General features: G+C 67.2%; 25 protein-coding genes. 13 read left to right on the forward strand and 12 right to left on the reverse strand.

The features are described 5' to 3' along the window. Window positions 1-47: 47 nt before the first annotated feature. A complete protein-coding gene (locus HWX07_RS16905) occupies window positions 48-479 on the reverse strand; it encodes a MarR family winged helix-turn-helix transcriptional regulator (protein WP_043886629.1) in 432 nt (143 codons plus the stop codon). A 109-nt stretch (window positions 480-588) separates the two neighbouring features. Then, the gene (locus tag HWX07_RS16910) at window positions 589-1,509 is read right to left on the reverse strand and encodes a LysR family transcriptional regulator (protein WP_175877021.1); all 921 of its coding nucleotides are present in this window, start codon (window positions 1,507-1,509) and stop codon (window positions 589-591) included. Window positions 1,510-1,600: 91 nt separating this feature from the next. On the opposite strand from HWX07_RS16910, the gene HWX07_RS16915 reads away from it, so the two are divergent. The 3 genes from HWX07_RS16915 (at window position 1,601) to HWX07_RS16925 (ending at window position 3,962) form a co-directional block, all read left to right on the forward strand. Then, window positions 1,601-2,029: a MarR family winged helix-turn-helix transcriptional regulator gene (locus tag HWX07_RS16915; protein ID WP_175877022.1), complete on the forward strand. Its 429-nt coding sequence runs from the start codon at window positions 1,601-1,603 to the stop codon at window positions 2,027-2,029. Between the two features lie 204 nt (window positions 2,030-2,233). Next, entirely contained in the window at window positions 2,234-3,481 is a 1,248-nt protein-coding gene (locus HWX07_RS16920) for an aconitase X (protein ID WP_175877023.1), read from the forward strand. Next, window positions 3,474-3,962 carry a DUF126 domain-containing protein gene (locus tag HWX07_RS16925; protein WP_175877024.1) on the forward strand — a complete coding sequence of 163 codons (489 nt, stop codon included), beginning with the start codon at window positions 3,474-3,476 and terminating at the stop codon, window positions 3,960-3,962. The genes HWX07_RS16920 and HWX07_RS16925 overlap by 8 nt, the downstream gene beginning before the upstream one ends. A 99-nt stretch (window positions 3,963-4,061) precedes the next feature. Here HWX07_RS16925 and HWX07_RS16930 read toward each other — a convergent pair whose 3' ends face one another. The 3 genes from HWX07_RS16930 to HWX07_RS16940 form a co-directional block, all read right to left on the reverse strand. After that, complete coding sequence (locus HWX07_RS16930) at window positions 4,062-4,649, reverse strand: hypothetical protein (RefSeq protein WP_244130004.1); 588 nt, start codon at window positions 4,647-4,649, stop codon at window positions 4,062-4,064. 11 nt (window positions 4,650-4,660) lie between these two features. Beyond that, window positions 4,661-5,206 carry a hypothetical protein gene (locus HWX07_RS16935; protein WP_226209958.1) on the reverse strand — a complete coding sequence of 182 codons (546 nt, stop codon included), beginning with the start codon at window positions 5,204-5,206 and terminating at the stop codon, window positions 4,661-4,663. Between the two features lie 199 nt (window positions 5,207-5,405). Further along, window positions 5,406-6,476, reverse strand: a complete 1,071-nt coding sequence (locus tag HWX07_RS16940) for an AraC family transcriptional regulator (RefSeq protein ID WP_175877027.1) — start codon at window positions 6,474-6,476, stop codon at window positions 5,406-5,408. A 75-nt stretch (window positions 6,477-6,551) separates the two neighbouring features. Between HWX07_RS16940 and HWX07_RS16945 the strand changes: the two genes are divergently transcribed. Beyond that, window positions 6,552-8,585 carry an FAD-dependent oxidoreductase gene (locus HWX07_RS16945; RefSeq protein ID WP_175877028.1) on the forward strand — a complete coding sequence of 678 codons (2,034 nt, stop codon included), beginning with the start codon at window positions 6,552-6,554 and terminating at the stop codon, window positions 8,583-8,585. Window positions 8,586-8,786: 201 nt separating this feature from the next. Here HWX07_RS16945 and HWX07_RS16950 read toward each other — a convergent pair whose 3' ends face one another. Together HWX07_RS16950 and HWX07_RS16955 are read right to left on the reverse strand one after the other, a co-directional pair. Next, on the reverse strand, window positions 8,787-9,191 hold the full coding sequence (locus tag HWX07_RS16950; protein ID WP_089436111.1) for a DUF2471 family protein: 405 nt from the start codon (window positions 9,189-9,191) through the stop codon (window positions 8,787-8,789). A gap of 171 nt (window positions 9,192-9,362) precedes the next feature. Next, window positions 9,363-10,256: a LysR family transcriptional regulator gene (locus HWX07_RS16955; RefSeq protein WP_175877029.1), complete on the reverse strand. Its 894-nt coding sequence runs from the start codon at window positions 10,254-10,256 to the stop codon at window positions 9,363-9,365. Between the two features lie 86 nt (window positions 10,257-10,342). Here HWX07_RS16955 and HWX07_RS16960 point away from each other — a divergent pair, with 86 nt between their 5' ends. Then, a complete protein-coding gene (locus HWX07_RS16960; protein ID WP_175877030.1) occupies window positions 10,343-11,122 on the forward strand; it encodes an NAD(P)H-dependent oxidoreductase in 780 nt (259 codons plus the stop codon). A 167-nt stretch (window positions 11,123-11,289) separates the two neighbouring features. On the opposite strand, the gene catC is transcribed toward HWX07_RS16960, so the two are convergent. From catC to HWX07_RS16975, 3 genes are read right to left on the reverse strand one after another with little or no spacing between them, the layout of a single operon-like run. Next, the gene (gene catC, locus HWX07_RS16965) at window positions 11,290-11,580 is read right to left on the reverse strand and encodes a muconolactone Delta-isomerase (RefSeq protein WP_006479534.1); all 291 of its coding nucleotides are present in this window, start codon (window positions 11,578-11,580) and stop codon (window positions 11,290-11,292) included. A 43-nt stretch (window positions 11,581-11,623) separates the two neighbouring features. Beyond that, window positions 11,624-12,526 carry a catechol 1,2-dioxygenase gene (gene catA / locus HWX07_RS16970; protein ID WP_175877031.1) on the reverse strand — a complete coding sequence of 301 codons (903 nt, stop codon included), beginning with the start codon at window positions 12,524-12,526 and terminating at the stop codon, window positions 11,624-11,626. 32 nt (window positions 12,527-12,558) lie between these two features. Then, entirely contained in the window at window positions 12,559-13,692 is a 1,134-nt protein-coding gene (locus HWX07_RS16975; protein WP_175877032.1) for a muconate/chloromuconate family cycloisomerase, read from the reverse strand. Window positions 13,693-13,783: 91 nt separating this feature from the next. On the opposite strand from HWX07_RS16975, the gene HWX07_RS16980 reads away from it, so the two are divergent. The 3 genes from HWX07_RS16980 (at window position 13,784) to HWX07_RS16990 (ending at window position 16,894) form a co-directional block, all read left to right on the forward strand. Next, window positions 13,784-14,674, forward strand: coding sequence for a LysR family transcriptional regulator (locus tag HWX07_RS16980; RefSeq protein WP_175877033.1), 891 nt, complete (start codon window positions 13,784-13,786; stop codon window positions 14,672-14,674). Between the two features lie 169 nt (window positions 14,675-14,843). Then, window positions 14,844-16,538, forward strand: coding sequence for a methyl-accepting chemotaxis protein (locus tag HWX07_RS16985; protein WP_175877034.1), 1,695 nt, complete (start codon window positions 14,844-14,846; stop codon window positions 16,536-16,538). A gap of 44 nt (window positions 16,539-16,582) precedes the next feature. Further along, window positions 16,583-16,894: a hypothetical protein gene (locus HWX07_RS16990; protein WP_011548238.1), complete on the forward strand. Its 312-nt coding sequence runs from the start codon at window positions 16,583-16,585 to the stop codon at window positions 16,892-16,894. 115 nt (window positions 16,895-17,009) lie between these two features. Here HWX07_RS16990 and andR read toward each other — a convergent pair whose 3' ends face one another. Next, on the reverse strand, window positions 17,010-17,969 hold the full coding sequence (gene andR / locus HWX07_RS16995) for an anthranilate 1,2-dioxygenase regulatory protein AndR (RefSeq protein ID WP_175877035.1): 960 nt from the start codon (window positions 17,967-17,969) through the stop codon (window positions 17,010-17,012). A gap of 212 nt (window positions 17,970-18,181) precedes the next feature. Between andR and andAc the strand changes: the two genes are divergently transcribed. The 5 genes from andAc to HWX07_RS17020 all read left to right on the forward strand — a co-directional run bounded on the left by andAc (window position 18,182) and on the right by HWX07_RS17020 (window position 22,955). Further along, the gene (andAc, locus tag HWX07_RS17000) at window positions 18,182-19,453 is read left to right on the forward strand and encodes an anthranilate 1,2-dioxygenase large subunit AndAc (protein ID WP_175877036.1); all 1,272 of its coding nucleotides are present in this window, start codon (window positions 18,182-18,184) and stop codon (window positions 19,451-19,453) included. A gap of 14 nt (window positions 19,454-19,467) precedes the next feature. Beyond that, complete coding sequence (gene andAd, locus HWX07_RS17005; protein WP_006479528.1) at window positions 19,468-19,944, forward strand: anthranilate 1,2-dioxygenase small subunit AndAd; 477 nt, start codon at window positions 19,468-19,470, stop codon at window positions 19,942-19,944. Between the two features lie 35 nt (window positions 19,945-19,979). Then, on the forward strand, window positions 19,980-20,306 hold the full coding sequence (gene andAb, locus HWX07_RS17010) for an anthranilate 1,2-dioxygenase ferredoxin subunit AndAb (protein WP_006479527.1): 327 nt from the start codon (window positions 19,980-19,982) through the stop codon (window positions 20,304-20,306). Then, entirely contained in the window at window positions 20,296-21,516 is a 1,221-nt protein-coding gene (gene andAa, locus HWX07_RS17015) for an anthranilate 1,2-dioxygenase system ferredoxin--NAD(+) reductase (protein WP_175877037.1), read from the forward strand. The genes andAb and andAa overlap by 11 nt, the downstream gene beginning before the upstream one ends. A gap of 152 nt (window positions 21,517-21,668) precedes the next feature. After that, the gene (locus tag HWX07_RS17020) at window positions 21,669-22,955 is read left to right on the forward strand and encodes a DUF445 domain-containing protein (protein WP_175877038.1); all 1,287 of its coding nucleotides are present in this window, start codon (window positions 21,669-21,671) and stop codon (window positions 22,953-22,955) included. 48 nt (window positions 22,956-23,003) lie between these two features. Here HWX07_RS17020 and HWX07_RS17025 read toward each other — a convergent pair whose 3' ends face one another. Next, the gene (locus HWX07_RS17025; RefSeq protein ID WP_006490972.1) at window positions 23,004-23,303 is read right to left on the reverse strand and encodes an addiction module antidote protein; all 300 of its coding nucleotides are present in this window, start codon (window positions 23,301-23,303) and stop codon (window positions 23,004-23,006) included. Window positions 23,304-23,306: the final 3 nt, after the last annotated feature.

The following is a 23,306-nucleotide window of genomic DNA, read 5'->3' on the forward strand; positions in this document are numbered from 1 at the left end:
TGCACTTATCAAAACGATCGACAGCACGACGTCGATCGGGGAAGGGGTCAGCGTTCCGGCAGGTTGTGCGTGATCCGGAACAATTCGTCTCTCAGTCGGGCCGCCTGCGCCGACCCGAAGCACCGCTCGAACGCTTCCTGCGCGGCGAGCCAGTGCACGTGCGCATCGGCCACCTTCGTTTCGCCGTGCGCGGTCAGCGCGAACGTCTGACCGCGGCATGGCGGCTCGATCCGCCCCGTCACCAGCGCCGCGCCGACGAGCGGCTTGAGCGCGCGCAGCAGCGCGGTGCGTTCGATCACCAGCACGTTCGACAGCGTCGCCATCGTCAGCCCGGGCCGCTCGCGCAGCAGCGCGAGGATGCTGTATTGCGACGGCGTGACGCCCGCCCGCGACAGGTAGCGCTCATAGAACTGCGAGATCCGCCGGGCGGCTTGCCGGACCGCGAAGCAATCGTCATCGGTGAGCGTGGTCTTGTGCATGTGCACATGTTAGGTGGCGAGGCGGCACGAAGCGAGGGGCGCGGCGGGATCAGATTGGTGCCGTGGTTGTATCAATCGGCGTCGGAAACGCGCATTCGCGCACCCGGCGTCACGCCGCTGCCGGAACGATCCAGCCTTCGCGGTCGCAGTACGCGGCCGTGTAGTCGATGAACGCCTTCACCTTCGCGGGCAGCAGCGCGCGGTTCGCGTAGGCGAGCTTGATTTCGACGAACGCGTCGACGAGATCGGCGTCTTCCAGCAACTGCACGAGCGCGCCCGACGCCAGTTCGGCCTCGACCAGTGTTTTCGGGACGACGCCGATGCCGAAATCGTGCATGACCATTTCGCGGTTGAACACGGGGCTGTTCGACGAGATGTCGAAACGGAACGGCACGGTGAGCAGGTTGCCGTCGACCCGGAACGACAGCGCCGGGCGGCGCAGCGACGGCGAAATCGGCACGAACGGATGATTGGCGAGGTCGGGCGGCGTTTCGGGGCGCGCATGTGCTCGCAAATATGCAGGCGTCGCGACGATCACGACCGGAATGCGCTCGACCAGCCGCACGACGGTCGATTCGCTCGTCAGCATGTACGGCACGACGATGCCGATGTCGTAGCCTTCGCCGACCAGATCGACCGGGCGCTCGGTCAGCGTGACGTCGAGGCGCACGTTCGGATGCGCGGCCTTGAAGCCGGCGATCAACGGCACGAGCCGGTTCAGCGCGGCTGTCGTATGCGCGACGAGGCGCAGCAGGCCTTCGGGCTCGCGCGTGTGCGTCTGCGCTTCCACTTCCAGCGCGTCGAGCTCGTCGAGCACGGCCGCGCAACGCTCGTAGATGCGCTCGGCCGTTTCGGTCAGCGACACCTGGCGGGTCGTCCGGTGCAGCAGCCGGCTGCCGAAACGCGCCTCCAGATCCGCGACCGCACGCGATACGACCGGCCGCGCGAGGCCGTGCATGTCGGCGGCGCGCGTGAAGCTGCGCATTTCCACCACCGACCGGAAGATACGCAGCTTGTCGATGTAGTCCATGTCCGTCTCCTTGACGCGATGGCCGGCCCCAGGCCATGTTACGGCGGAGTGTACATTGACTTTATGCATATGCACATATAGATTGCCGAACATGAACGACACCTCGATTGCCCAGGCGTGCAACTGTCTCGCGCTGCGTCAGGCGGCGCGCTTCGTCACGCAACTGTACGAACGCCATCTGGCCCCGGTCGGCGTCACGCCCGCCCAGTTCTCGATCATGGCGAACCTCACGCGCCACCCCGGCCTGCTGATGAGCGAACTCGCCGATATGCTCGTGATGGATCGCACGACCTTGCTGCGTGCGCTGAAGCCGTTGCAGCGCGACGGTTTCGTCTCGACGGCGGCGTCGGAGCACGATGCGCGTGCGCATGCGCTGCACCTCACGAAGCTCGGCGAACGCATGTTCGCGCAGGCAAAAGTCGCGTGGCAAGCCGCGCAGGACGAATTCGACACGCAGTTCGGCCGCGAGCGGGCGAAGGCGTTGCGCAACGAGTTGTTCAGCCTGACGGCGGAACGCTAGGCAAGGGTTGGACGGTTCGGCGGGGCGACCAACTGGTGCGGAATTCAAGCCAAGGGTCGCCTTGAAAGCATTTGATTGCGCAAATTGGTTTAATTTCTGTCCGGTTGAAATGTAATCTGGACAGTTTTTATTTCCAGTTGTAGAGTCCTCTGACTGATTTCACGAGCCGGCGCCGCCGCCGGTACGCGTCACGAGGAGCAACCGATGCTGCAGTTGAGCGAGCGCGACGACGCCATGTTGCGCGGGGATTTCGGCGATGGCGTCGCCCGCGCGATGCGGATCGTCGCGCGCACCGCGCAAGTGATGTCCGCGCCGCACCTGATCGACATTACGTCCGCCCATATCGACGGCTGTCTGTATCACGGCCAGACGAGCCTCGACTTCGTCGACTATTTCGTCGACACGGGCGCGAAGGTCGCGGTGCCGACCACTTTGAACGTCGGGTCGCTCGACCTGATCCATCCCGAGCTGTACCACGGCGACCGCACGATCCAGCGCGATGCGCAGCGCCTGATGGACGCGCATCTGCTGCTCGGCTGCGAATCGAGCTTCACGTGCGCGCCGTATCAACTGAAGAATCGCCCCGCGCTGGGCGAGCAGATCGCGTGGGCCGAATCGAATGCGATCGTGTTCGCGAATTCGGTGCTGGGTGCGCGCACGAGCCGCTACGGCGATTTTCTCGACCTGGCCGCCGCGATCACCGGGCGCGCGCCGTACGCGGGGCTGCATGTCGACGCGAACCGCGCCGCGCGGATCGTGTTCCATGCGCCGGATTTCAGCCGCCTGCCGTCGCGCGACATCTATTTCGCCGCGCTTGGCCTGGCGGTCGGCAAGATCGCGGGGGCGGTCGTGCCGGCGATCGTCGGGCTGCCGGCGGATACCACGGAGGACGAACTCAAGGCGCTCGGCGCGGCCGCCGCGTCGAGCGGGGCCGTCGCGCTGTTCCATGCGGTTGGCGTGACGCCCGAGGCGCCGACGCTCGACGCCGCGTTGCACGGCCGCGCGGCGCAGCGCACGGTCGATATCACGATGGCCGATCTCGACGAGATTCGCCGCACGCTGAATCACGGTGCGGCCGGCGACGCGCTCGTCGCGGTCGCGCTCGGCACACCGCATTTTTCGCTGGCCGAATTCCGCGCGCTCGACACGTTGCTCGACGCGTTCGACGGCAAGCCGGCCTGTGATTTCTACGTGAACACGAGCCGCTTCATTCTGTGGGAACTGGAGGAAGCCGGCCTCGCGGAGAAATTCGCCGCGCGTGGCATCCAGATCGTCGTCGATACCTGCACGTACATCACGCCGGTGATGAAGCAGTTGTCGGGGCTGGTGATGACCAACTCGGGGAAATGGGCGTCGTATGCGCCCGCGAACATCGGCGTGACCGTCGCGTACGGCAGCATGCGCGAATGCGTGCGGTCCGCGTACGAAGGCAAGGTGCGATTCGATGACTGAAGCGACGGACACATTCTTGACGGGCGACACGCTCGTGCCGGGCAGCGCGTGCGCGCGTCCGTTCATCCTCGACAAGCCGCTCAGCTTCTGGGGCGGCTACGACTCGGGCGCGGGCAGGATCGTCGATAGCGGGCATCCGCAGGCCGGCGCGAGCCTCGCCGGCAAGGTGATGGTGATGCCGCACGCGAAGGGCTCGAGCTCGAGCAGCAGCGTGCTCGCGGAAGCGGTGCGCAACGGCACGGGGCCGGTCGGGATCGTGCTGAAGGAACGCGATTTGATCATCTCGATCGGCGCGATCGTGGCCGCCGAGCTGTATTCGATCGCGGTGCCGGTGGTGTGCGTGAGCGACGATGTGTATGACGCGATCGTCGCCGCAACGGGCGACGTGCGGATCGAAGCGGGCGAGGGAGGTGAAGGGGACGGCGGCGCGCGGATTTATCTGGGCGCTGATGCTCGTCCGGCCGGATCCGGTTCGACCTGAACGAGCGACGCTCGCTGATGGCGAGTCAGGCGGTGGCCGCGGCGATGCGATCCGGAGCGAGCAGCGTCGTTCGCCGCGCGGTAGCCGCACCTGTCCCGGTCAGATGAAGCGCACGTGTCGGGTTTCTTCCTGCGTGAGCGACAGCGCTTGAGCGGCCGCGTTCATTTCGCGTTTGCCGCCCGGCTGCGCCAGTCTTCTGATTTCGGGCCATACGATCACGCCGAACAGGATGCGCAGGATCGCGCTCAGCACGCACAAGCCGATTACGCTCGCGCTGATCAGCGCAAACACGTCGAACGTCGATTCCATGCTGAGCGTCACTGCGGATACGATTCCGCTGACGACGGCCGCGCCGATCACGCAAATGAGCATGACGAAAAGGTCGGCCCGGGCGCCGGCGACTTTGGCGGGGCGCAGCAGATAAGCCGAACCGTCGGTCATGTTGCGAATGCCGTAGACGAACTGGCGATCCTGGTCGCCGACATAGGCGACATTCAATCGATCGCCATCGGCGATGAACAGGCGCGTCGTCCGGTTGGTCCTGAACACGAGGGGGGACGCGAGCGAATCGAGTTTGAGCGTGATTTCCTCGATACTTTGCGTCGTCGCGCCCAGGTTGTTGCTCCAGACCTTCGTCTCGATCGATTGCTGGCTGATTGCCGTCACGCGGCCGGATACGGTCTGCATGTCGTGGTTCGTCATCGGCTGCTGCGCTCCGCGCTGAAACCGGACGGTTCGCCTAGCCAGCAATCCTGGGCTTCGCGTCGCTGCGGCTGGAAGATCAGGTCGGACAAGCCGCCGATGGCGACCAGGTCGCCCACCAGACCGACGATGGACACGACGGTGGCCAGTGCCGAGGTGAACGCCCAACCCGAATGGAGTGCCGCGGCAGCGGTACCCAGACTCAGCACGACCAGGCACGACGCCCAGGCGAGCAGCGACAGGTTCCGTCGCTTTTGCGCGCGCACGTCGTACGGCGCGATGGCAAGGCTGCCGCTCCTGATCCACGCGATCCGGCGACGGCCGCGATGCTCGAATGTGCAGGCGCGCACCGACATGCCGGGCCTCAGTTTCTCGATCTGCTTGAATGCTTCTTCGTCGACGTCGTTGGCCGTGACGAAGTAGCAGACGTTCTGCATCGTCAAACGGTATGGCGGGTGCTTCCTGACATCGGCCTTGACTCGGATGAGGTTAGTATCGACACGGTCGATCGTGGCCTCGATCAGGGTGGTGCGATTGGGCATGGGTCGGAGAGGGCGCGGGTCCGCGCGACGTCGTTTTGATGTGGCGCTCATCATACGCCACCGCTTTTGGCCCACCGTCCGGCATTGCCGGGCGACAGGTTGGCCGGCGCGTGGCGCTGAAATCCGCGCGCAGCCGCCACACCCTGCCGCCGACGGTTCGGCGTTATTCGCGCCGGTGCCCGGGTCGCTGCCGACGCCATCACCTCGCAGCCGCTTCCCGAAACGCGCTCGGCGTCTGCCCGGCCCAGCGCCGGAACGCGCGCGTGAAATTCGCCGGGTCGGTGAACTGCAGCCGTTCGGCGATCGTTTTCAAATCGAGATCCGACGCGGCGAGCAACTGCCTGGCGTCGCGAAACCGCGCTTCGTCGAGCAATTGCCGATAGCTCGATCCGGCTTCTTCCAGCCGGCGCCGCAGCGTGCGCGTCGACACGAGCAGCGCGTCGGCGAGCATGTCCGGCCCCGGATAATCGCCGGCGGCGCGCGCCAGCTCCGCCCGCACGCGCTCGACCAGATCGCCTTCCTCCTGCCGCACCTGCGCATATTCGCGCTCGACCTGCACCAGCGCCTGCCGGTGCGCGACTTCGTCGGCGAGCGGCAGCGGCCAGTCGAGCACGTCGCGCGCGATCCACAGCGCATTGGCCGCACAGCCGAATGCCACCGGCGGCAACTGGTCGCGATAGCGCGCGAAATACGCGGGCTCCGGCCACGCGAATTGCAGCCTGATCGGCGGGGACGTGCGGCCGGACCATTGCGAGATGTTCTGCGCGAGCCCCGTCAGCACGAATTCGAACATCACGTGATGCTGCAGCACGGGGTTCGCCTGCACGCCGTGCAGTTCGAGCGTCGCGCCGCGCTCGTCTTCGGCATAGGTCAGCCGGTATTGGCGATTGCGCATCCGGAAGTAGCGCTGCGTGACCGACAGCGCTTCGCGGATGTCCCGCGCGGTCAGCGTCGCGTAGCCGAGAAAGCCGTGCACGGTCGGTTTCAGCAGCAACCCGAACGCGAGCCCGATGCCCGGATCGCCGCCGATTTCGATCGCATTGAGCACCAGCCGGCCCCATTGCGACGGCGCGACGCGCGCGTCCGGTTCGGCCAGCACCGCGTCGCGCAGGCCCGTGCCGGCGCGCACGGCGGCCAGGTCGACGCCGCGTGCGGCCAGCGCCTGCAGCAGCAGGCGCGTATAGGCGACCGGAATGGTCGGCCGGCGCAGCCCGAGGCGGTCCTTGCGAGACGGGGAGGTCATGTCGATTTGGCCGGAAATGACAAGCATTATGGCTGTTTGCCCCCTCACGTTCAAGGGGGCGCGCGCCTACGATGGCAGGCATCGCTTATTGGCCGAATCATCATGACGACACCCTTTCCCCACCTGCTCGCCCCGCTCGATCTCGGCTTCACGACGCTGAAGAATCGCGTGCTGATGGGCTCGATGCACACCGGCCTCGAGGACAGCCGCAAGACGCTGCCGCGCCTCGCTGAATATTTCGCCGAGCGTGCGCGCGGCGGGGTCGGCTTGATCGTGACGGGCGGCTTCGCGCCGAACGTGGCCGGCTGGACCAAGCCGTTCGGCGGCACGCTGATGACGTCGGCCGCCGCGCGCCGGCATCGCGAGATCACCGGCGCCGTGCACGCGGAGGACGGCAAGATCGCGCTGCAGATTCTGCATACGGGGCGCTACGGTTACCACCCGTTCGCGGTCGCGCCGTCGAAGATCAAGTCGCCGATTTCGCCGTTCGCGCCGCACGAACTGAGCGCGCGCGGCGTCGAGCGGCAGATCCGCGCGTTCGTGCGCTGCGCGACGCTCGCACGCGAAGCCGGTTACGACGGCGTCGAGATCATGGGCTCCGAGGGCTACCTGATCAACCAGTTCATCTCGATGCATACGAACAAGCGCACCGACCAGTGGGGCGGTTCGTACGAGAACCGCATCCGCCTGCCGATCGAGATCGTCGAGCGCACGCGCGAAGCGGTCGGGCGCGACTTCATCCTGATCTACCGGCTGTCGATGCTCGACCTGATTCCGGACGGCAGCGACTGGAGCGAAACCGTGCAGCTCGCGAAGGCGGTCGAGCGCGCGGGCGCGACCATCATCAACACGGGGATCGGCTGGCACGAGGCGCGCGTGCCGACGATCGCGACGTCGGTGCCGCGCGGCGCGTTCGCGTGGGTGACCAAGAAGATGAAAGGCGAGGTCGGCATCCCGCTCGTGACGACCAACCGGATCAACCGGCCCGAAGTGGCCGAGCAGATTCTCGCGGACGGCTGCGCGGACATGGTGTCGATGGCGCGCCCGCTGCTCGCGGATGCCGAGTTCGTCGTCAAGGCCGCGCAGGGTCGCGCCGACGAGATCAACACCTGCATCGGCTGTAACCAGGCGTGCCTCGATCACGCGTTCAAGAACAAGATCGCATCGTGCCTGCTGAATCCGCGTGCGTGTCACGAGACGGAGCTGAAATACACGCCCGCGCCGCAGCCGAAGCGCATCGCGGTGGTCGGCGCGGGGCCGGCCGGGCTCGCGTGTTCGACCGTGCTCGCGCAGCGCGGCCATCAGGTCGACCTGTTCGACGGCGCGGCCGAGATCGGCGGCCAGTTCAACATGGCGAAGCGGATTCCGGGCAAGGAGGAGTTTCACGAAGCGCTGAGCTACTTCGGCCGGCAGGTCGAATTGACCGGCGTGAAGCTGCACCTGAACCGCCGCGTCGACGCGAGCGAGCTGATCGCGGGCGGCTACGACGAGATCGTGCTCGCGACCGGTGTCGCGCCGCGCGACCCGAAGATTCCGGGGCAGGACAGGCCGAACGTGCTCAGCTATATCGACGTGCTCGCGGGCAAACAGCCGGTTGGCCGGCGGGTCGCGGTGGTAGGCGCGGGCGGGATCGGCTTCGATGTCGCCGAGTATCTGGTGCAGGACGGCGAGTCGCCGGCACTCGATCTGGATGAATGGAAAGCCGAGTGGGGCGTGACCGACCCGGCCACGACGCGCGGCGGCGTGACGCGTGCGCAGGTGTCGGCGCCCGCGCGGGAAGTGACGCTGCTGCAGCGCAAGGCCGCGCCGCTCGGCAAGGGGCTCGGCAAGACGACCGGCTGGATTCACCGTGCGACGCTGAAGATGAAGCAGGTGAAGATGATCGGCGGGGTGAACTACGAACGGATCGATGCGCGCGGGCTGCATGTGTCGTACGGCGAGCAGCGCACCGACCACGAACTGATCGAAGCCGACACGATCGTGCTCTGCACGGGACAGGAGCCGCAGCGCGCGTTGCTCGCGCCGTTGCAGGCGGCCGGGCACTCGGTGCATCTTATCGGCGGCGCTGAACTGGCCGCCGAACTCGATGCGAAGCGCGCGATCGATCAGGGTGCGCGGCTGGCGGCGCGGTTGTAACGGGCGGGCGCTGCGATGGTCGTTCGGCCGGCCGGCCGGCCGTTGCGTGGCGATGGTCGGCTTAAGCGACGGTTCGCGGCTTGCCGCTTGATGCGCGCATTCGCGGGTGCAGAACCATAACCAGCCGCAGCGCCGCTCGCGCCACCATGCAACGTGACGGCGCGAGCCCGGCAAGCCGAAACTGCGATCAACCGGCGCGGCTCAGGCCGCTTCGGCCCGCTCTTCCTGTTCCGCTTCGAGCATCGCCTTGACGATCAGATAGACGGCCGGCAGGTCGTCGTCGTCGCGCTGCCAGTCGACGGGCTCCTCGACGTCCGCGGCGACGAGCCGGCTGTCGCGCAGCCGGATGAACGCGTCGACGACGGTCGGATCGTTGCGGTTCAGGAAACCGGGATTCGAGAACGCCAACTCCTCGACGTTCAGCAGCGCCTGCCAGCTCATCGTGCGGACAGCGGCCGGGTGGGTGCGGCGGCGCAGGCCGAGCGCCCGCTGCGCGGGGCCGCCGACGACACGCTGCAGATCGACGACCGCCCGCTGCGCGGCGCGCTCGAAGTGGACGGGATTGAAGCCGGGTTGCTCGGGATCGAATGCGGAAGCCTGGAACATGGTCGCCTCACAAAAGTCCGTTCGTCTGTGGATGACGGAATTCGGGTCAAATGGTGCAAAAGCACTGTAAATATATACAGTGTTTGGTGCGGTTTCAAGCCCCGAATGCAGAATTTCGTGCGTCAGCGCTCGGCGCTCGACGCGGGCGATCGCATCGAGCGGGCGGACGATCTACATCGCCGCCGCGATCGTCTCCCGCAGCCACCGATGCGCGGGATCGCGATGCACGCGCTCGTGCCACAGCATCGACATTTCATAGCCGGGCACCTCGACCGGCGCGTCCACCACGCGCAGCGCGGGCACGTCGCGCACCAGCCGCTCGGGCAGCATCGCGACGAGATCGGTGCCAGCGACGGCGGACATCACGAACAGGAAGTGCGGCACCGACAGCACGACGCGCCGCGCAGCGCCCACCTTCGCGAGCGCTTCGTCGGTCACGCCGAAGAAGCCGCCGCCGTCGGGCGACACGATCACGTGCTCGAGCGCGGCGAACTGCGCGAGCGTCGGGCGCCGCTTCAGCTTCGGATGACCGGCACGGCCGATCAGCACGTAACGCTCGACGAACAGCGGCAGGCGCCGCATGCCGGGCGGCGACCCTTCGGTCGTATGAAAAGCCAGGTCGATGCCGTTTCGTTCGGCATCCTGCTCGATGCGCGGCGGCACGAGCTCGACGACGGCCAGCCGCGTGCCGGGCGCGGTTGAACGCAGCGTGCGCAGCGCGGGCAGCACGATCGTCGATTCGCCGTAGTCGGTCGCGGCCACGCGCCACGTGTTCGTCGCGGTCGCGGGATCGAACGGCGTGGTCGGAATCACCGCGCGCTCGATGGCTTCGAGCGCATCGCGCAACGGCTCGCGCAGCGCTTCCGCGCGCGCGGTCGGCCGCATTCCCCGCGGCCCCGGCAGCAGCAGCGGATCGCCGAATACGTCGCGCAGTTTCTGCAGCTGCACGCTGACCGAGGGCTGCGACATGTTCAGCTTCTCGGCCGCGCGCGTGACGTTGTGCTCCGCGAGCAGCACGTCCAGCGTGACGAGCAGGTTCAGATCGAGCCTTCTGAGATTATTCATGGCTATACCTGGGATATCTGGAATTCATTTCAAATATACCGTTGGAGGCGGCATCCTGCAGTCATTCAATCCACGGAGTGACGAACATGAATGTGCTGATCGTGTATGCCCATCCCGAGCCGCGTTCGCTGAACGGCGCGCTGCGCGATTTCGCCGTCGCGCATCTCGAAGCGGCTGGCCATACGGTGCAGGTGAGCGACCTGTATGCGATGAACTGGAAGTCGGCACTGGATGCGAACGACGTGCCCGATCGCGCACCCGACGCGCGGTTCGATCCGTCGCTCGATTCGAAGCGCGCGTTCGCGGCCGGTACGCAACGCGAAGACATCGCGCGCGAGCAGGGCAAGCTGAAGTGGGCCGACGCGGTGATCCTGCAGTTTCCGCTGTGGTGGTTCTCGATGCCGGCGATCATGAAGGGCTGGTTCGAGCGCGTGTATGCGTACGGTTTTGCGTACGGCGTCGGCGAACATTCCGACACGCACTGGGGCGATCGCTACGGCGAAGGGATGTTGGCAGGCAAGCGGGCGATGATCGTCGTCACGACGGGCGGGTGGGAGCCGCATTACAGCCCGCGCGGCATCAATGGGCCGATCGACGACTTGCTGTTCCCGATCCAGCACGGCGTGCTGTATTACCCGGGATTCGACGTGCTGCCGCCGTTCGTGATCTATCAAACGGGCAAGATGAACGCTGTGCGTTTCGACCAAGCGTGCACGGCGCTCGGCCAGCGTCTGAACGATCTGTGGACCACACCGCCGATTCCGTTCCGCCGGCAGAACGCGGGCGACTACGAGATTCCGGCGCTGACGTTGAAGGAGGATATCGCGCCGGGGAAGGTGGGGTTTGCCGTGCATTTGGCCGCCTGACGGTTACTGCGCACCCCGAGGCAGGGTGGCACGGACAACCGCCGCCAAACGCAAGATGCCAAACGCAGAATGCAAAAACCCGGACGGCCTGCGTGACATCGCCGGCCGCCCGGGTCGTGCATCTCGTGGCATCGCGGCCGTAGGTCACGGCCGCGATGCATCGTTGCTTACCGATCGTCGTCCCGCACCGAAGACGGATGCCGGCACAGCGCCCGCACCTCCATCTCCATATACGGAAACAGCGGCAGCTGGCTCAGCACGTCGTGCAGTTGCTGCACGCTTTCGACGTCGAAGATGCTGACGTTCGCATACTGCCCGGCGATCCGCCACAGATGACGCCAGACGCCTTCATTCATCAGCCGCTGGCACATCGCCTTTTCTTCCGCCTTCAGCGTGGCCGCCTTCACCGGGTCCATGTCCGCCGGCAGGCGAACGGTCATTTCCACATGAAACAGCATCCTGCACTCCTTGCGTTGTCGATTCGTCGAACGGGAAGGGCGCTCACGCCTGCGCGCGGGCCCGCTCGACTTCGCTGCCCGGCACGTCCTGCTTGTCCTTGAGCAGCGCGAAGTCGAAGTCGATCAGCGCGAACTGCCCGTCGACACCATACGGCTTGCCTTCCGCGCCTTCCGCCTGCCTGACCGGCGGGATCAGCCCGTCGCGCGTCGCGAATGCGAAGTCGTCCCACAGATGCGGGTCGCCATCGATGTTGATCTGCGTCGTCAGCTTACGATAACCGTCCGCCGAAACGAAGAAGTGGATGTGCGCCGGACGATGGCCGTGGCGGCCGAGCTGGTCGAGCAGTTGCTCGGTCTTGCTGCCCGGCGGCACGCTGTAGCCGACCGGCAGCACGCTGCGGAAGCTGTAGCGGCCTTCGGCATCGGTGCGGATCGAGCGGCGCAGGTTGAACGCGGGCTGCGACGCGTCGAAGTACGAGTAATTGCCCAGATGGTTCGCATGCCACACCTCGACCAGCGCGTTCGCGAGCGGCGCGCCGTCCTGGCCGAGCACCCGGCCGCGCATGATCAGCGTCTGGCCCGGATCGGTGCCGTCGTCGAGCCGTGCGTGGCCGACCGATTCCGGCGCGCCGGCGACGTAGAGCGGCCCTTCGATCGTGCGCGGCGTGCCGCCCTGGATGCCGGCCTTTGCCTCGGCTTCGTCCATCCGCACGTCGAGGAAGCGTTCGAGGCCGAGGCCCGCGGCGATCAGCCCGAATTCGCGGCCGGCTTCGTTCAGGTAGTTCAGGGCCGTCCAGAATTCGCTCGGCTGCACGTCGAAGTCCTCGATCGTGTAGCAGAGGTCCTTCACGATCCGGTTGACGATCGCGCGCACGCGCGGGTTGCCGGGCTTCTCGGCGGCGTCGTCGAAGGTCTTCAGCAGGGCGTCGATGGCTTGCTTGTTCATCTGTGTCTCCGGTGTCGGTTGTCGTGTGGGGATCAGCGGGCGCCGCGTCGCATCCGTTCGATGCGGGCCCAGTCGAAGGTGATGCCGAGGCCGGGCGTCGCCGGCAGATGCAGCTTGAAATCCTCGTAACGCAGCGGCTCGACGAGGATCTCCTCGGTGAGCAGCAGCGGGCCGAACAGTTCGGTGCCCCATTTCAGCGAGTCGAACGTGCTGAACAGTTGCGCGGACGCCATCGTGCCGGCCGCGCCTTCGAGCATCGTGCCGCCGTACAGTTCGATGCCGGCCGCCGCGGCGATCGACGCGACGCTCGCCGCGCCCTGCAGGCCGCCCGATTGCGCGATCTTCACCGCGAACACGTCGGCCGCGCGATCCTGCGCGAGCGCGAACGCATCGAGGGGGCCGTGCAGCGCCTCGTCGGCCATGATCGGCACCTGCGCGAGCTGCGTGAGGCGTTTGAGCCCCGCGCGGTTGGTCGCGGCGATCGGCTGCTCGACGAGGCTCACGCCGGCGTCGGCGAGCCGCGCGCCGGCCCAGATCGCATCGGTTTCGCTCCAGGCCTGGTTCACGTCGACCCGCACGTCGCCGCGCTCGCCGAGCGCGCGCTTGATCGCGACCACGTGGGCCACGTCGTCGGCGACCGCGTTCGAACCGATCTTCAGCTTGAACGCACGATGGCGGCGCGCGTCGAGCATCGCTTCGGCTTCCGCGATGTCGCGTTGGGTATCACCGCTCGCGAGGGTCCACGCGACATCGACGGCATCGGTCCGGCGCCCGCCGAACAGCTCGGACAGCGGCACGCCCAGGCGCCGCGCCTGCGCGTCGAACAGCGCGGTCTCGATCGCGCACTTCGCGAAGCGGTTGCCCTGGAACAGCTTGCGCGCCCGCGCCAGCGCGGCGCCCGGCCGCGTCGCGTCCAGGCCTTGCAGCAGCGGCGCGAAGTAGGTGTCGATGTTGACCTTGATGCTTTCGGGGCTCTCCTCGCCATAGGCCAGGCCGCCGATGGTCGTCGCCTCGCCCACGCCTTCGATACCGTCCGTGCATCGAATGCGGACCAGCACGAGGGTCTGGCAATTCATCGTCGCGACCGATAATTTGTGGGGCCTGATCGTCGGCACGTCGACCAGCAGCGTCTCGATGCGTTCGATGGTGGCGGCAGTTGCTATCATGCGATTCCTCCTGTTGGTGCACATGGTAGGAATTCCCGCCCCGCGTCGTCCAACACTCTTTCCGACTATTTCCATACCTTTGAGGCATGAAATGGAATTGCGTCAGCTCCGTTACTTCATCGCCGTCGCCGAGGAAATGAACATCACGCGGGCGGCGGAGCGGCTGCACATGACGCAGCCGCCGCTGAGCCGCCAGCTCCAGGCGATCGAGGAGGAGATCGGGCTACCGCTGTTCGAGCGCGGCGCGCGGCCGCTGAAACTGACCGATGCCGGGCGCGTGTTCTATGCGCAGGCGAAACGTCTGGTCGACCAGGCCGACGAGCTGGGGCCGCTCACGCGGCGGCTCGCGCAACTGTCGGAGCGGATCGTGATCGGCTTCGTGCCGTCGGCGCTGTACGGCGCGCTGCCGGACGTGATCCGCGCGTTTCGCGAGGCGCAGCCCGGCGTCGAGCTGTCGCTGATCGAAATGTTCACGCTCGAACAGCTCGGCGCGTTGAAGGGCGGGCGGATCGACGTGGGGTTCGGCCGCCTGCGCTTCGACGACGACCAGCTAGTGCGCGAGGCGCTGATCGAGGAAAAGCTGATCGCGGCGCTGCCGGCCGGGCATCGGCTCGCCGATCCGGGCCGGCCGCTGACGCTCGCCGATCTCGCGAGCGAGACGATGATCGTCTACCCCAGCACGCCGCGGCCGAGCTTCGCCGATCAGCAGTTGTCCGCGCTGCGCGACGGCGCGGTCGTGCCGGCGGCCGTGCACGAGGTGCGCGAGTTGCAGACGGCGCTCGGGCTCGTGGCCGCGCAGGTGGGCGTGTCGCTGGTGCCGGAGAGCGTGGAGGGCGTGCGCGTGAAGGGCGTCGTCTACCGGCGGCTGCCGGAGCCGGGCGCGACGTCGCCGATCATCATGAGCCGCCGCCTGCACGGCGAAAGCGCGGCCACGGCGGCGTTCTGCGCGATCGCGCGGGAGATGATCGTGCCGGCCGCATGACGGTTGCCGGACGCCCCCAAAAACGCTCGCCGCGTGGGCCGATTATTGCCGCACATGGTTTTTTCTATCCTGCTCGTGCCGGATAAACCGGCAAGGTCGCTCTCCGTAAACAGGGTTGGACGCGGGGTTTCCCGTTCCGCATCGACCTGGAACATTCGAGGAGAGCAGCGTGAGCCGATTTGGGAAAAGCATAAAGTTCAGGATCTTTTTCGCGCTTGCCGCGTGTGTCGCGCTCATGGTCGCCATCGGCGTGTTCGGGCTGTTCGGCCTGTCGAGGCTGAATTCGAACGTCCATGATGCCTATACGGGCAATACCTTGCCGATCAGCGAGTTGTCGGAAATTCGCGCCGCGACTTTCGAGACGCAGTTGCGGCTGCGTGGGGCGCTGTCCGAGCGCGATCCCGCGCGGCTCCGCAGCGGGATCGACGGCACGCGTGCCGAGCAACGCCGTCTCGACACGATATGGAACCGCTATTACGGCCAGTCGATCACGAGCGGGAAGGAGCAGCGCATCGCCGATCGCATTCGCGACGTGCTGCCCCGGTTCCGGGCCGGCGTGGACGCGGCCCTCGCGGCGGTGGACGGCGGGGACCGCGATGCCGCCACGGCGGCGATCGACCGGCTGGCGCCCGCCGCCGGCGCGCTCAAGCAGGCGCTCGACGACGACATCGCCCTGAACATCGACCAAGCGAAGTCGTTCGCCGACGACAGCGCGTCGACCTTCGTCATGATCTTGTGGATCGCGATCGGCCTGATCGGCATCGGCGTGCTGGTCGCGGCGTGGGTGTCCGCGCACCTGATGCGGCACATCTCGACGCCGCTCGGGCAGGCCGTGAGCGTGGCCGACGAAATCGCCGGCGGGTCGCTGGACAACCGGATCGACGTCGCTTCGCACGATGAATTCGGCCGGTTGCTCGAGGCGCTGGCGACGATGGACCGGCAGCTCGGTGCGACGGTGCGCGGCATCAAGCGCAGCGCGGAAGCGGTGGCGGTCGCGTCGCGCCAGATCGCGAGCGGCAATGCCGATCTGTCGGCCCGCACGGAAGAGCAGGCCGCGTCGCTCGAGGAAACCGCGTCGAGCATGACGCAACTGACCGAGACCGTGAGGCAGAACGCCGACAACGCGCAGCAGGCCAATACGCTGGCGACGCGCGCGACCGGCATGGCCGATGCCGGCAACGACGCCGTGCAGGGCATGGTCGCGACGATCGGGCGGATCAGCAGCAGTTCCAGCCAGGTTTCCGACATCACGGGCGTCATCGAGGGCATCGCATTCCAGACCAACATACTCGCGCTCAACGCCGCGGTGGAGGCCGCGCGCGCCGGCGAGCAGGGGCGCGGCTTCGCGGTGGTCGCGAGCGAGGTGCGCAGCCTCGCGCAGCGCTCGGCCGCCGCCGCGAAGGAAATCAAGGAACTGATCGGCGCGTCGGTGTCGATGATCCGGGACAGCGCGCAGCAGGCCACGGGCGTCGGCGCGACGATGGGCGAGGTGAAGCTCGCGATCAAGCAGGTGTCCGATATCGTCGCCGAAATCGCGGCTGCGTCGCGCGAGCAGAGCCAGGGGATCGGGCAGGTCAATCTGGCGATCGAGCAGATGGACACGGTGACGCAGCAGAACGCGGCGCTCGTCGAGCAGGCGGCCGCGGCCGCGCATTCGCTCGAGGAGCAGGCCGGCCGCCTGCAGGCGGCGATGGCCACGTTCAAGCTCGCCCCGAATGCCGTCGATGTGCCGGTCGTGGCGTCGGCCGCGCCTGCGCCCGCATCCGCGCTCGCCCTCGCGCCGACGAAACCGCCGGTGGTGGCACTGGCGGCAGGGCTGAGCGCCCCTGTCGCGGGCGCAGCCGTCGACTGGAAGGCATTTTGATCGGGATAACGGTTCGCAGCGTGCTGCGACGGGAGTATCGACCCTTGAAAGGCTCGACGCGTTCTGCTCACGTGGTACTCACGCTCGATGCGCTCGTCGACGCATGCGTGCGTTTCGATCCGTCGGACGGGGATCAACGGCTGATCGTCCGGACGCTGGTCGTGCCGATGCTCGCACGGCGGCTGAAGTGGCTGGGGCTGTTGCTGCGCGCGAGCCCGCGCAGCGAGGCCACGCGCACGATGCTCGAACGGATCGAAGGCGCGCTGGCGTGCGCGGCGGCACGGCTCGAGGCTGCGCGCCGGCCGTCCGCGGATACGGCGACGAATGCCGTGCCGCGGCGCGGACCGCGGGCGTAGATCCCGACGTCGTCGCGGGAGCGAGGGCCGACCGTTGCTCGGGGCGCGGTCGCCCGCACGAACGGAAGGCGAATGGCGGGGAGGCGATCGGCAGGACGGCGCGCGGACGGCTGCTTCAGCGCCTGGCGTCGAGCGTTTCCGACGGCGATTCGCCGAACTTCTCGCGATACGCGATCGCGAACCGGCCCAGGTGGGTAAACCCGCAATCGAGCGCGATATCGGCGATCCGCCGGTCGGATGCCGCGCCGCGCAGCAGTTCGCGCGCGTGCGCGAGTCGCGTCGCACGCAGGTACTGCATCGGGCTCATCCCGCGGAATTGCAGGAATGCATCGCGCAGTGTCCGTTCGGGCACGTTGGCGGCCTGGACGATATCGGCGAGCTGCAGCGGCTGCGCGTAGTGCGCATCGACGAACTCCTGCGCGCGCCGCACGAAACCCGGCGCCGGGTCGCGGTGCGCCGCCTGCAGCACCGACGGCGGATGGCCTTCGATCAGCAGGTCGATCAGCAGATGCTCGAGCTGCGACGCGACCCGCGGGTTCGCGTTCGCACGTTCGAGCAGCTCGGGCGACCGCGCCACGAGCATCAGTTGCTGGCGCCACGCGGCAAGTGCGGCGTCGCTCACGTGCAGCACGGGGTCGAGCATCGCGCGCGGGTCGCCGGTCAGCGCGCCGACGGTCGCCGCGTCGATGCGCAGCACGAACTGCTCGCAATCGGCCGACAGCACCGCGTCGAAGCGCTCGCCGGGCGCGCACAGCACGCCGGTCTGGCCATCGACGCCGAGTTGCCGCCCCATCGCGCGCACTTCGGCCTGGCCGGACAGGCAGAACATCAGCAGGTAGTAGCCGTCGACGGCATCGACCTGCACGCGCATCGCGTCGCCGAACGCGATCGTGCCGATCCCGAGCCCGCCGAGCTTGACGAAATCCATGTGCGACGCACCCCGCACACGGCCGCTCGGCAGCAGCGCGTGCGGCTGCATCACGCGCGAGATCCGCTCGCGCGTCTCGTCGAGATCGCGGGATTCGAACAGCCGGTGCGCGCGCAGCGCGAGCGGCTCGAACGACGTTGGGGACATGGGCCTGTGCCTTGGTATGGACGACGCGCGCTTCGATCCGACGAATGGGTCGCGATCGTGCGGCGGCCGCGTGTGCCGCCATGCTAGCGCAGAAATCCGCCGAAAGTGGATATTGCGCCGCCGCAATCGCACTTTCCGGATAGACGCCGAATATTAGCTTTTCAAAAATCGGCTCCATGCATTCAACGCAACGGAACCACAAGGAGTCCGACATGGAGCAGACAGAATCGCCCGTCGTTTTCGCCGCGCGCGGCGACGCGTCCGACGTGACCTTCCCGCACGACGACGGCTCGCGCGTGCCGTACAAGGTGTTCAGCTCGCGGGCGGTCTACGATCGCGAGCAGGAACGCATCTTCCGCGGGCCGACGTGGAACTTCGTCGCGCTCGAAGCGGAAATCCCGAACGCCGGCGACTTCAAGAGCACGTTCATCGGCGACACGCCGGTGGTCGTCACGCGCACCGAGGACGGCGCGCTGTCCGCGTGGGTGAACCGCTGCGCGCACCGCGGCGCACAGGTGTGCCGCAAGTCGCGCGGCAACGCGAGTTCGCACACGTGCGTCTATCACCAGTGGAGCTTCGACAGCCAGGGCAACCTGCTCGGCGTGCCGTTCCGGCGCGGCCAGAAGGGGATGACCGGGATGCCGGCCGATTTCGATCCGAAGCAGCACGGGCTGCGCAAGCTGCGCGTGGACAGCTATCGCGGGCTCGTGTTCGCGACCTTCAGCGACGAAGTGGCGCCGCTGCCCGACTATCTCGGCGAGCAGATGCGCCCGTGGATCGACCGGATCTTCCACAAGCCGATCGAGTATCTCGGCTGTACGCGCCAGTATTCGAAGTCGAACTGGAAGCTGTACATGGAGAACGTGAAGGACCCGTATCACGCGAGCATGCTGCATCTGTTCCATACGACCTTCAACATCTTCCGCGTCGGCATGAAGGCGCGCTCGATTCCGGATGCGAACCACGGGCTGCACAGCATCATCACCGTGACGAAGACGGGCGACGATACGTCGGCCGCGTACAAGCAGCAGAACATCCGTTCGTTCGACGAAGGCTTCCATCTGGAAGACGAATCGATCCTCGATCTCGTGTCGGAATACGACGAGGACTGCACGAACCATATCCAGCCGATCTTCCCGCAGCTCGTGATCCAGCAGATCCACAACACGCTGGTCGCGCGGCAGATCCTGCCGAAGGGGCCCGACAACTTCGAGCTGATCTTCCACTTCTTCGGCTATGCGGACGACACGCCCGAGCTGCGCGCGCTGCGCATCAAGCAGGCGAACCTCGTCGGGCCGGCCGGCTACATCTCGATGGAAGACACCGAAGCGACCGAACTCGTGCAGCGCGGCACGGTGCGCGATGCGGATGCGACGTCGGTGATCGAGATGTCGCGCGGCAATCCGGACCAGCAGGACACGGTGATCACCGAGAGCCTGATCCGCAAGTTCTGGGTCGGCTACCAGAAGCTGATGGGCTATTGAGGCGGGAGCAAAAAATGACGGAAGACATGAAGACGTGGTTCGAGATTTACATGCTCCAGAACCGCTACATCGGGCACCTCGACAACGACCGGCTCGAACACTGGCCGGAGATGTTCACCGAGGACTGCACGTACGAAATCGTACCGAAGGAGAACGCCGATCTCGGGTTGCCGGTCGGGATCGTGCACTGCACGAACCAGCGGATGCTGCGCGACCGCGTGGTGTCGCTGCGGCACGCGAACATCTACGAGGAGCACACGTACCGGCACATGACGTCGGGCCTGACGATCGTCGCCGAACGCGACGGCGAGTTCGATACCGAGAGCAATTACGTGGTCGTGCAGACGCGCAGCAACGGCGAATCGAACGTGTACCAGGCCGGCAAGTACTACGACACGGTCGTGCGCACGCCCGACGGCTTGCGCTACAAGACCAAGCGCGTGATTTACGACACGTCGCGCGTGCAGACGCTGCTCGCGACGCCGATCTGATCGATCTGACCGTTCTGACGAAGCAAGGAATCGACATGACCGAAGCAACGCTGGCCGAGTGGCATCCGCTCGGCGCTTTCGACGAATTCTCCGAAGATGAACCGGCGGCGCGGGTCGCCGGCCAGAAGCCGATCGCCGTGTTCCGGATCGGCGACGAACTGTTCGCGATGCACGACCTCTGCACGCACGGCCATGCGCGGCTCTCCGAAGGCTATGTGGAGGACGGCTGCGTCGAATGCCCGCTGCACCAGGGGCTGATCGACATTCGCACCGGCGCGCCGAAATGCGCGCCGATCACCGAGCCGGTGCGGACCTATCCGATCCGGATCGTCGACGGGCAGGTGGAAGTCAATGTCGGCTGATCCGTTCGTGATCGTCGGCGCCGGCCACGCGGCGCGGCGCACGGCAGAAGCACTGCGCGAACGCGATGCGGCGGCGCGCATCGTGATGATCGGCGCGGAGCGCGAGCTGCCGTACGACCGGCCGGCGCTGTCGAAGGACGCGCTGCTGACGGACGGCGGCGAACAGCGCGCGTTCATCCGTGATGCCGCGTGGTACGACACGCAGCGTATCGAGCTGCGGCTCGGCACGCGCGTCGACGCGATCGAGCGCGAGGCGCGGCGGGTGCGGCTCGACGACGGTGCGACGGTGCCGTACGGCAAGCTCGTGCTCGCGACGGGCTCGCGCGTGCGCACGTTCGGCGGGGCGATCGACGAAGGTGTCGCAGTGCGCTACGTCCGCACGGTCGACGACGCGCGTGCGTTGCGTGCGCAACTTGCGCCCGGGCGCCGCGTGGCGGTGCTCGGCGGTGGCTTCATCGGCCTCGAGGTCGCGGCGGCGGCACGCCAGCTCGGCTGCGACGTGACGGTGATCGACCCGGCGCCGCGGTTGCTGCAGCGCGCGTTGCCGGAAGTGGTCGGTGCGTACGCGCGCCGGTTGCACGATGCGCGCGGCGTGATCTTCCAGTTGGCGACGCTGCCGCGCGCGATTCGGCGCGCGCCGGGCGGCGGCGCAGTCGTCGAGACCGATCGCGGCGACGTGCCGGCCGACATCGTCGTGGTCGGCATCGGCGTGGTGCCCAACGTCGAGCTGGCGCAGGCGGCCGGGCTCGACGTCGACAACGGGATACGCGTCGACGCGGGCTGCCGCACGGCCGATGCCGCGATCTTCGCGGCCGGCGAGGTGACGATGCACTTCAATCCGCTGCTCGGGCGGCATGTGCGGATCGAATCGTGGCAGGTGGCCGAAAACCAGCCGACCGTTGCGGCCGCGAACCTGCTCGGCGCCGACGAGACCTATGCCGAGCTGCCGTGGCTGTGGTCCGATCAGTACGACTGCAACCTGCAGATGCTCGGGCTGTTCGGCAGCGAGCGCACGATCGTCGTGCGCGGCGATCCGGCGAGCGGACCGTTCACGGTGTTCGGGCTCGGCGACGACGGCAGGATCGTGGCGGTGGCCGCGGCGAACCTGGGGCGCGACATCGGCGCGTCGCGCCGGCTGATCGCGGCAGGCGCGGTGCCCGATCCGGCGAAGCTGGCCGATCCGGCGGTGAACCTGAAAACGTTTCTGTGACACGGTGGGCGAACGCGGCCGGCGTGGCCGCGTTCGCGTCGGGCAACCGGAACGTGGGCGAAGCCCGTTCCGGGCGGCATGCGCGGCGTGCGGGTTTGTCGTCGGTCGGCGATCGGTGCATATTAGCGGCATTGCCGTTTCACCGGTCGCCCATGACGCCAGACAAAGCCCTCGAACTGAAACGCAGCAAACGCCGCGCGCTATGGCTGCTCCTGGCCGCCGTCGCGGTGTTCGTCACTACCATCCTGCTGCCGCGCGGCCCGTGGGTCGACGGTTTCAAGGCCGTCGCCGAAGCCGCGATGGTCGGCGCGCTCGCCGACTGGTTCGCGGTCGTCGCGCTGTTCCGTCGCGTGCCGATCCCGTTCGTGTCGCGCCATACCGAGATCATTCCGAAGAACAAGGACAAGATCGCCGACAACCTCGCGGTGTTCGTGCGAGAGAAATTCCTCGGCCCGGACGCGCTCGCCGCGCAGATCCGCCAGCACGATCCCGCGCAGAAGCTCGGCGCGTGGCTCGGCGAGCCGGCGAACACCGACGCGCTCGGCGGCTACGTGACGAAGCTGATGAGCTTCGCGCTCGACATGACCGACGACGCGCGGATCCAGTCGTTCGTCCACGATGCATTCCGCGCGGTGATCGACCGGGTCGACCTGTCGCAATCGGCCGGCGCGATCCTCGACACGCTGACGAAGGACGGCCGCCACCAGGCGCTGCTCGACGACGCGATCGAACAGGTGGTCGACGTGCTCGACAAGGAAGAGAACCGCGACGTGATCGCGGGCTTCATCGTCGAATGGCTGAAGACGCAATACCCGAAGGTCGAGAAGATCATGCCGACGCAGTGGTTCGGCGAGAACGGCGCGCGCATGCTCGCGAGCGCGGTGAGCCGCGTGCTCGAAGGCGTGGCGGCCGACCCCGAGCACGAGCTGCGGCAACGCTTCGACCGCACGGTCGTGCGGCTGACGGAGCGGCTGAAGCACGACCCCGCGTTCATCGCGAAGGGCGAGGAGATCAAGCGCTATATTCGCGACGGCGATGCGTTCAACGAGTATGTGCGCGATTTGTGGGAGCAGTTGCGTGCGTGGCTGAAGGCCGATCTCGCCCGCCCCGATTCGGCGCTGCACCGGCAGGCCGCGACGCTGGGCGGCTGGCTTGGCGCGCGGCTCGCCGAGAGTCCGGCGCTGCGCGCGTCGCTGAACGAGCACGTCGAGAAGGCCGTGCACGAAATAGCGCCTGATTTCGCCGATTTCCTGATGCGCCACATTCGCGACACGGTGCGCAATTGGGATGCACGCGAGATGTCGCGACAGATCGAGCTGAACATCGGCAAGGATCTGCAATACATCCGGATCAACGGCACGCTGGTCGGCGGGCTGATCGGGCTCGGGTTGTATCTGGTGTCGCTGGTGCCGCGCTGGGCGGCCGGGTGGCTGCACTGACGCGGGTACGGGCATTGCGCCCGTGGCGCGGCGCCGTGCACCGCCGGCTCACGCAGCAGCCTTGGCGCCGTGCAATTGCAGGCCGAGCGCCTTGATGACCTTCAGGATCGTGCCGAAGCTCGGATTGCCGTCGTGCGACAGCGCCTTGTACAGCCCTTCGCGCGACAGTCCGGCATCGCGCGCGACCTGCGACATGCCGCGGGCGCGGGCGATCACGCCGAGCGCATGCGCGATGAAGGCCGGATCGTCACCGGCCTCCTGCAGACAGGCGTCGAAGTAGTCGGCCATGTCGTCTTCGGTTTTCAGGTGTTCGGCCGAATCCCACGGCCGCGTCTTGATCTTGTCCATCGA

It is taken from the genome of Burkholderia sp. BCC0097, from assembly GCF_902832985.1.
Taxonomy (GTDB): Bacteria; Pseudomonadota; Gammaproteobacteria; order Burkholderiales; family Burkholderiaceae; genus Burkholderia; species Burkholderia orbicola.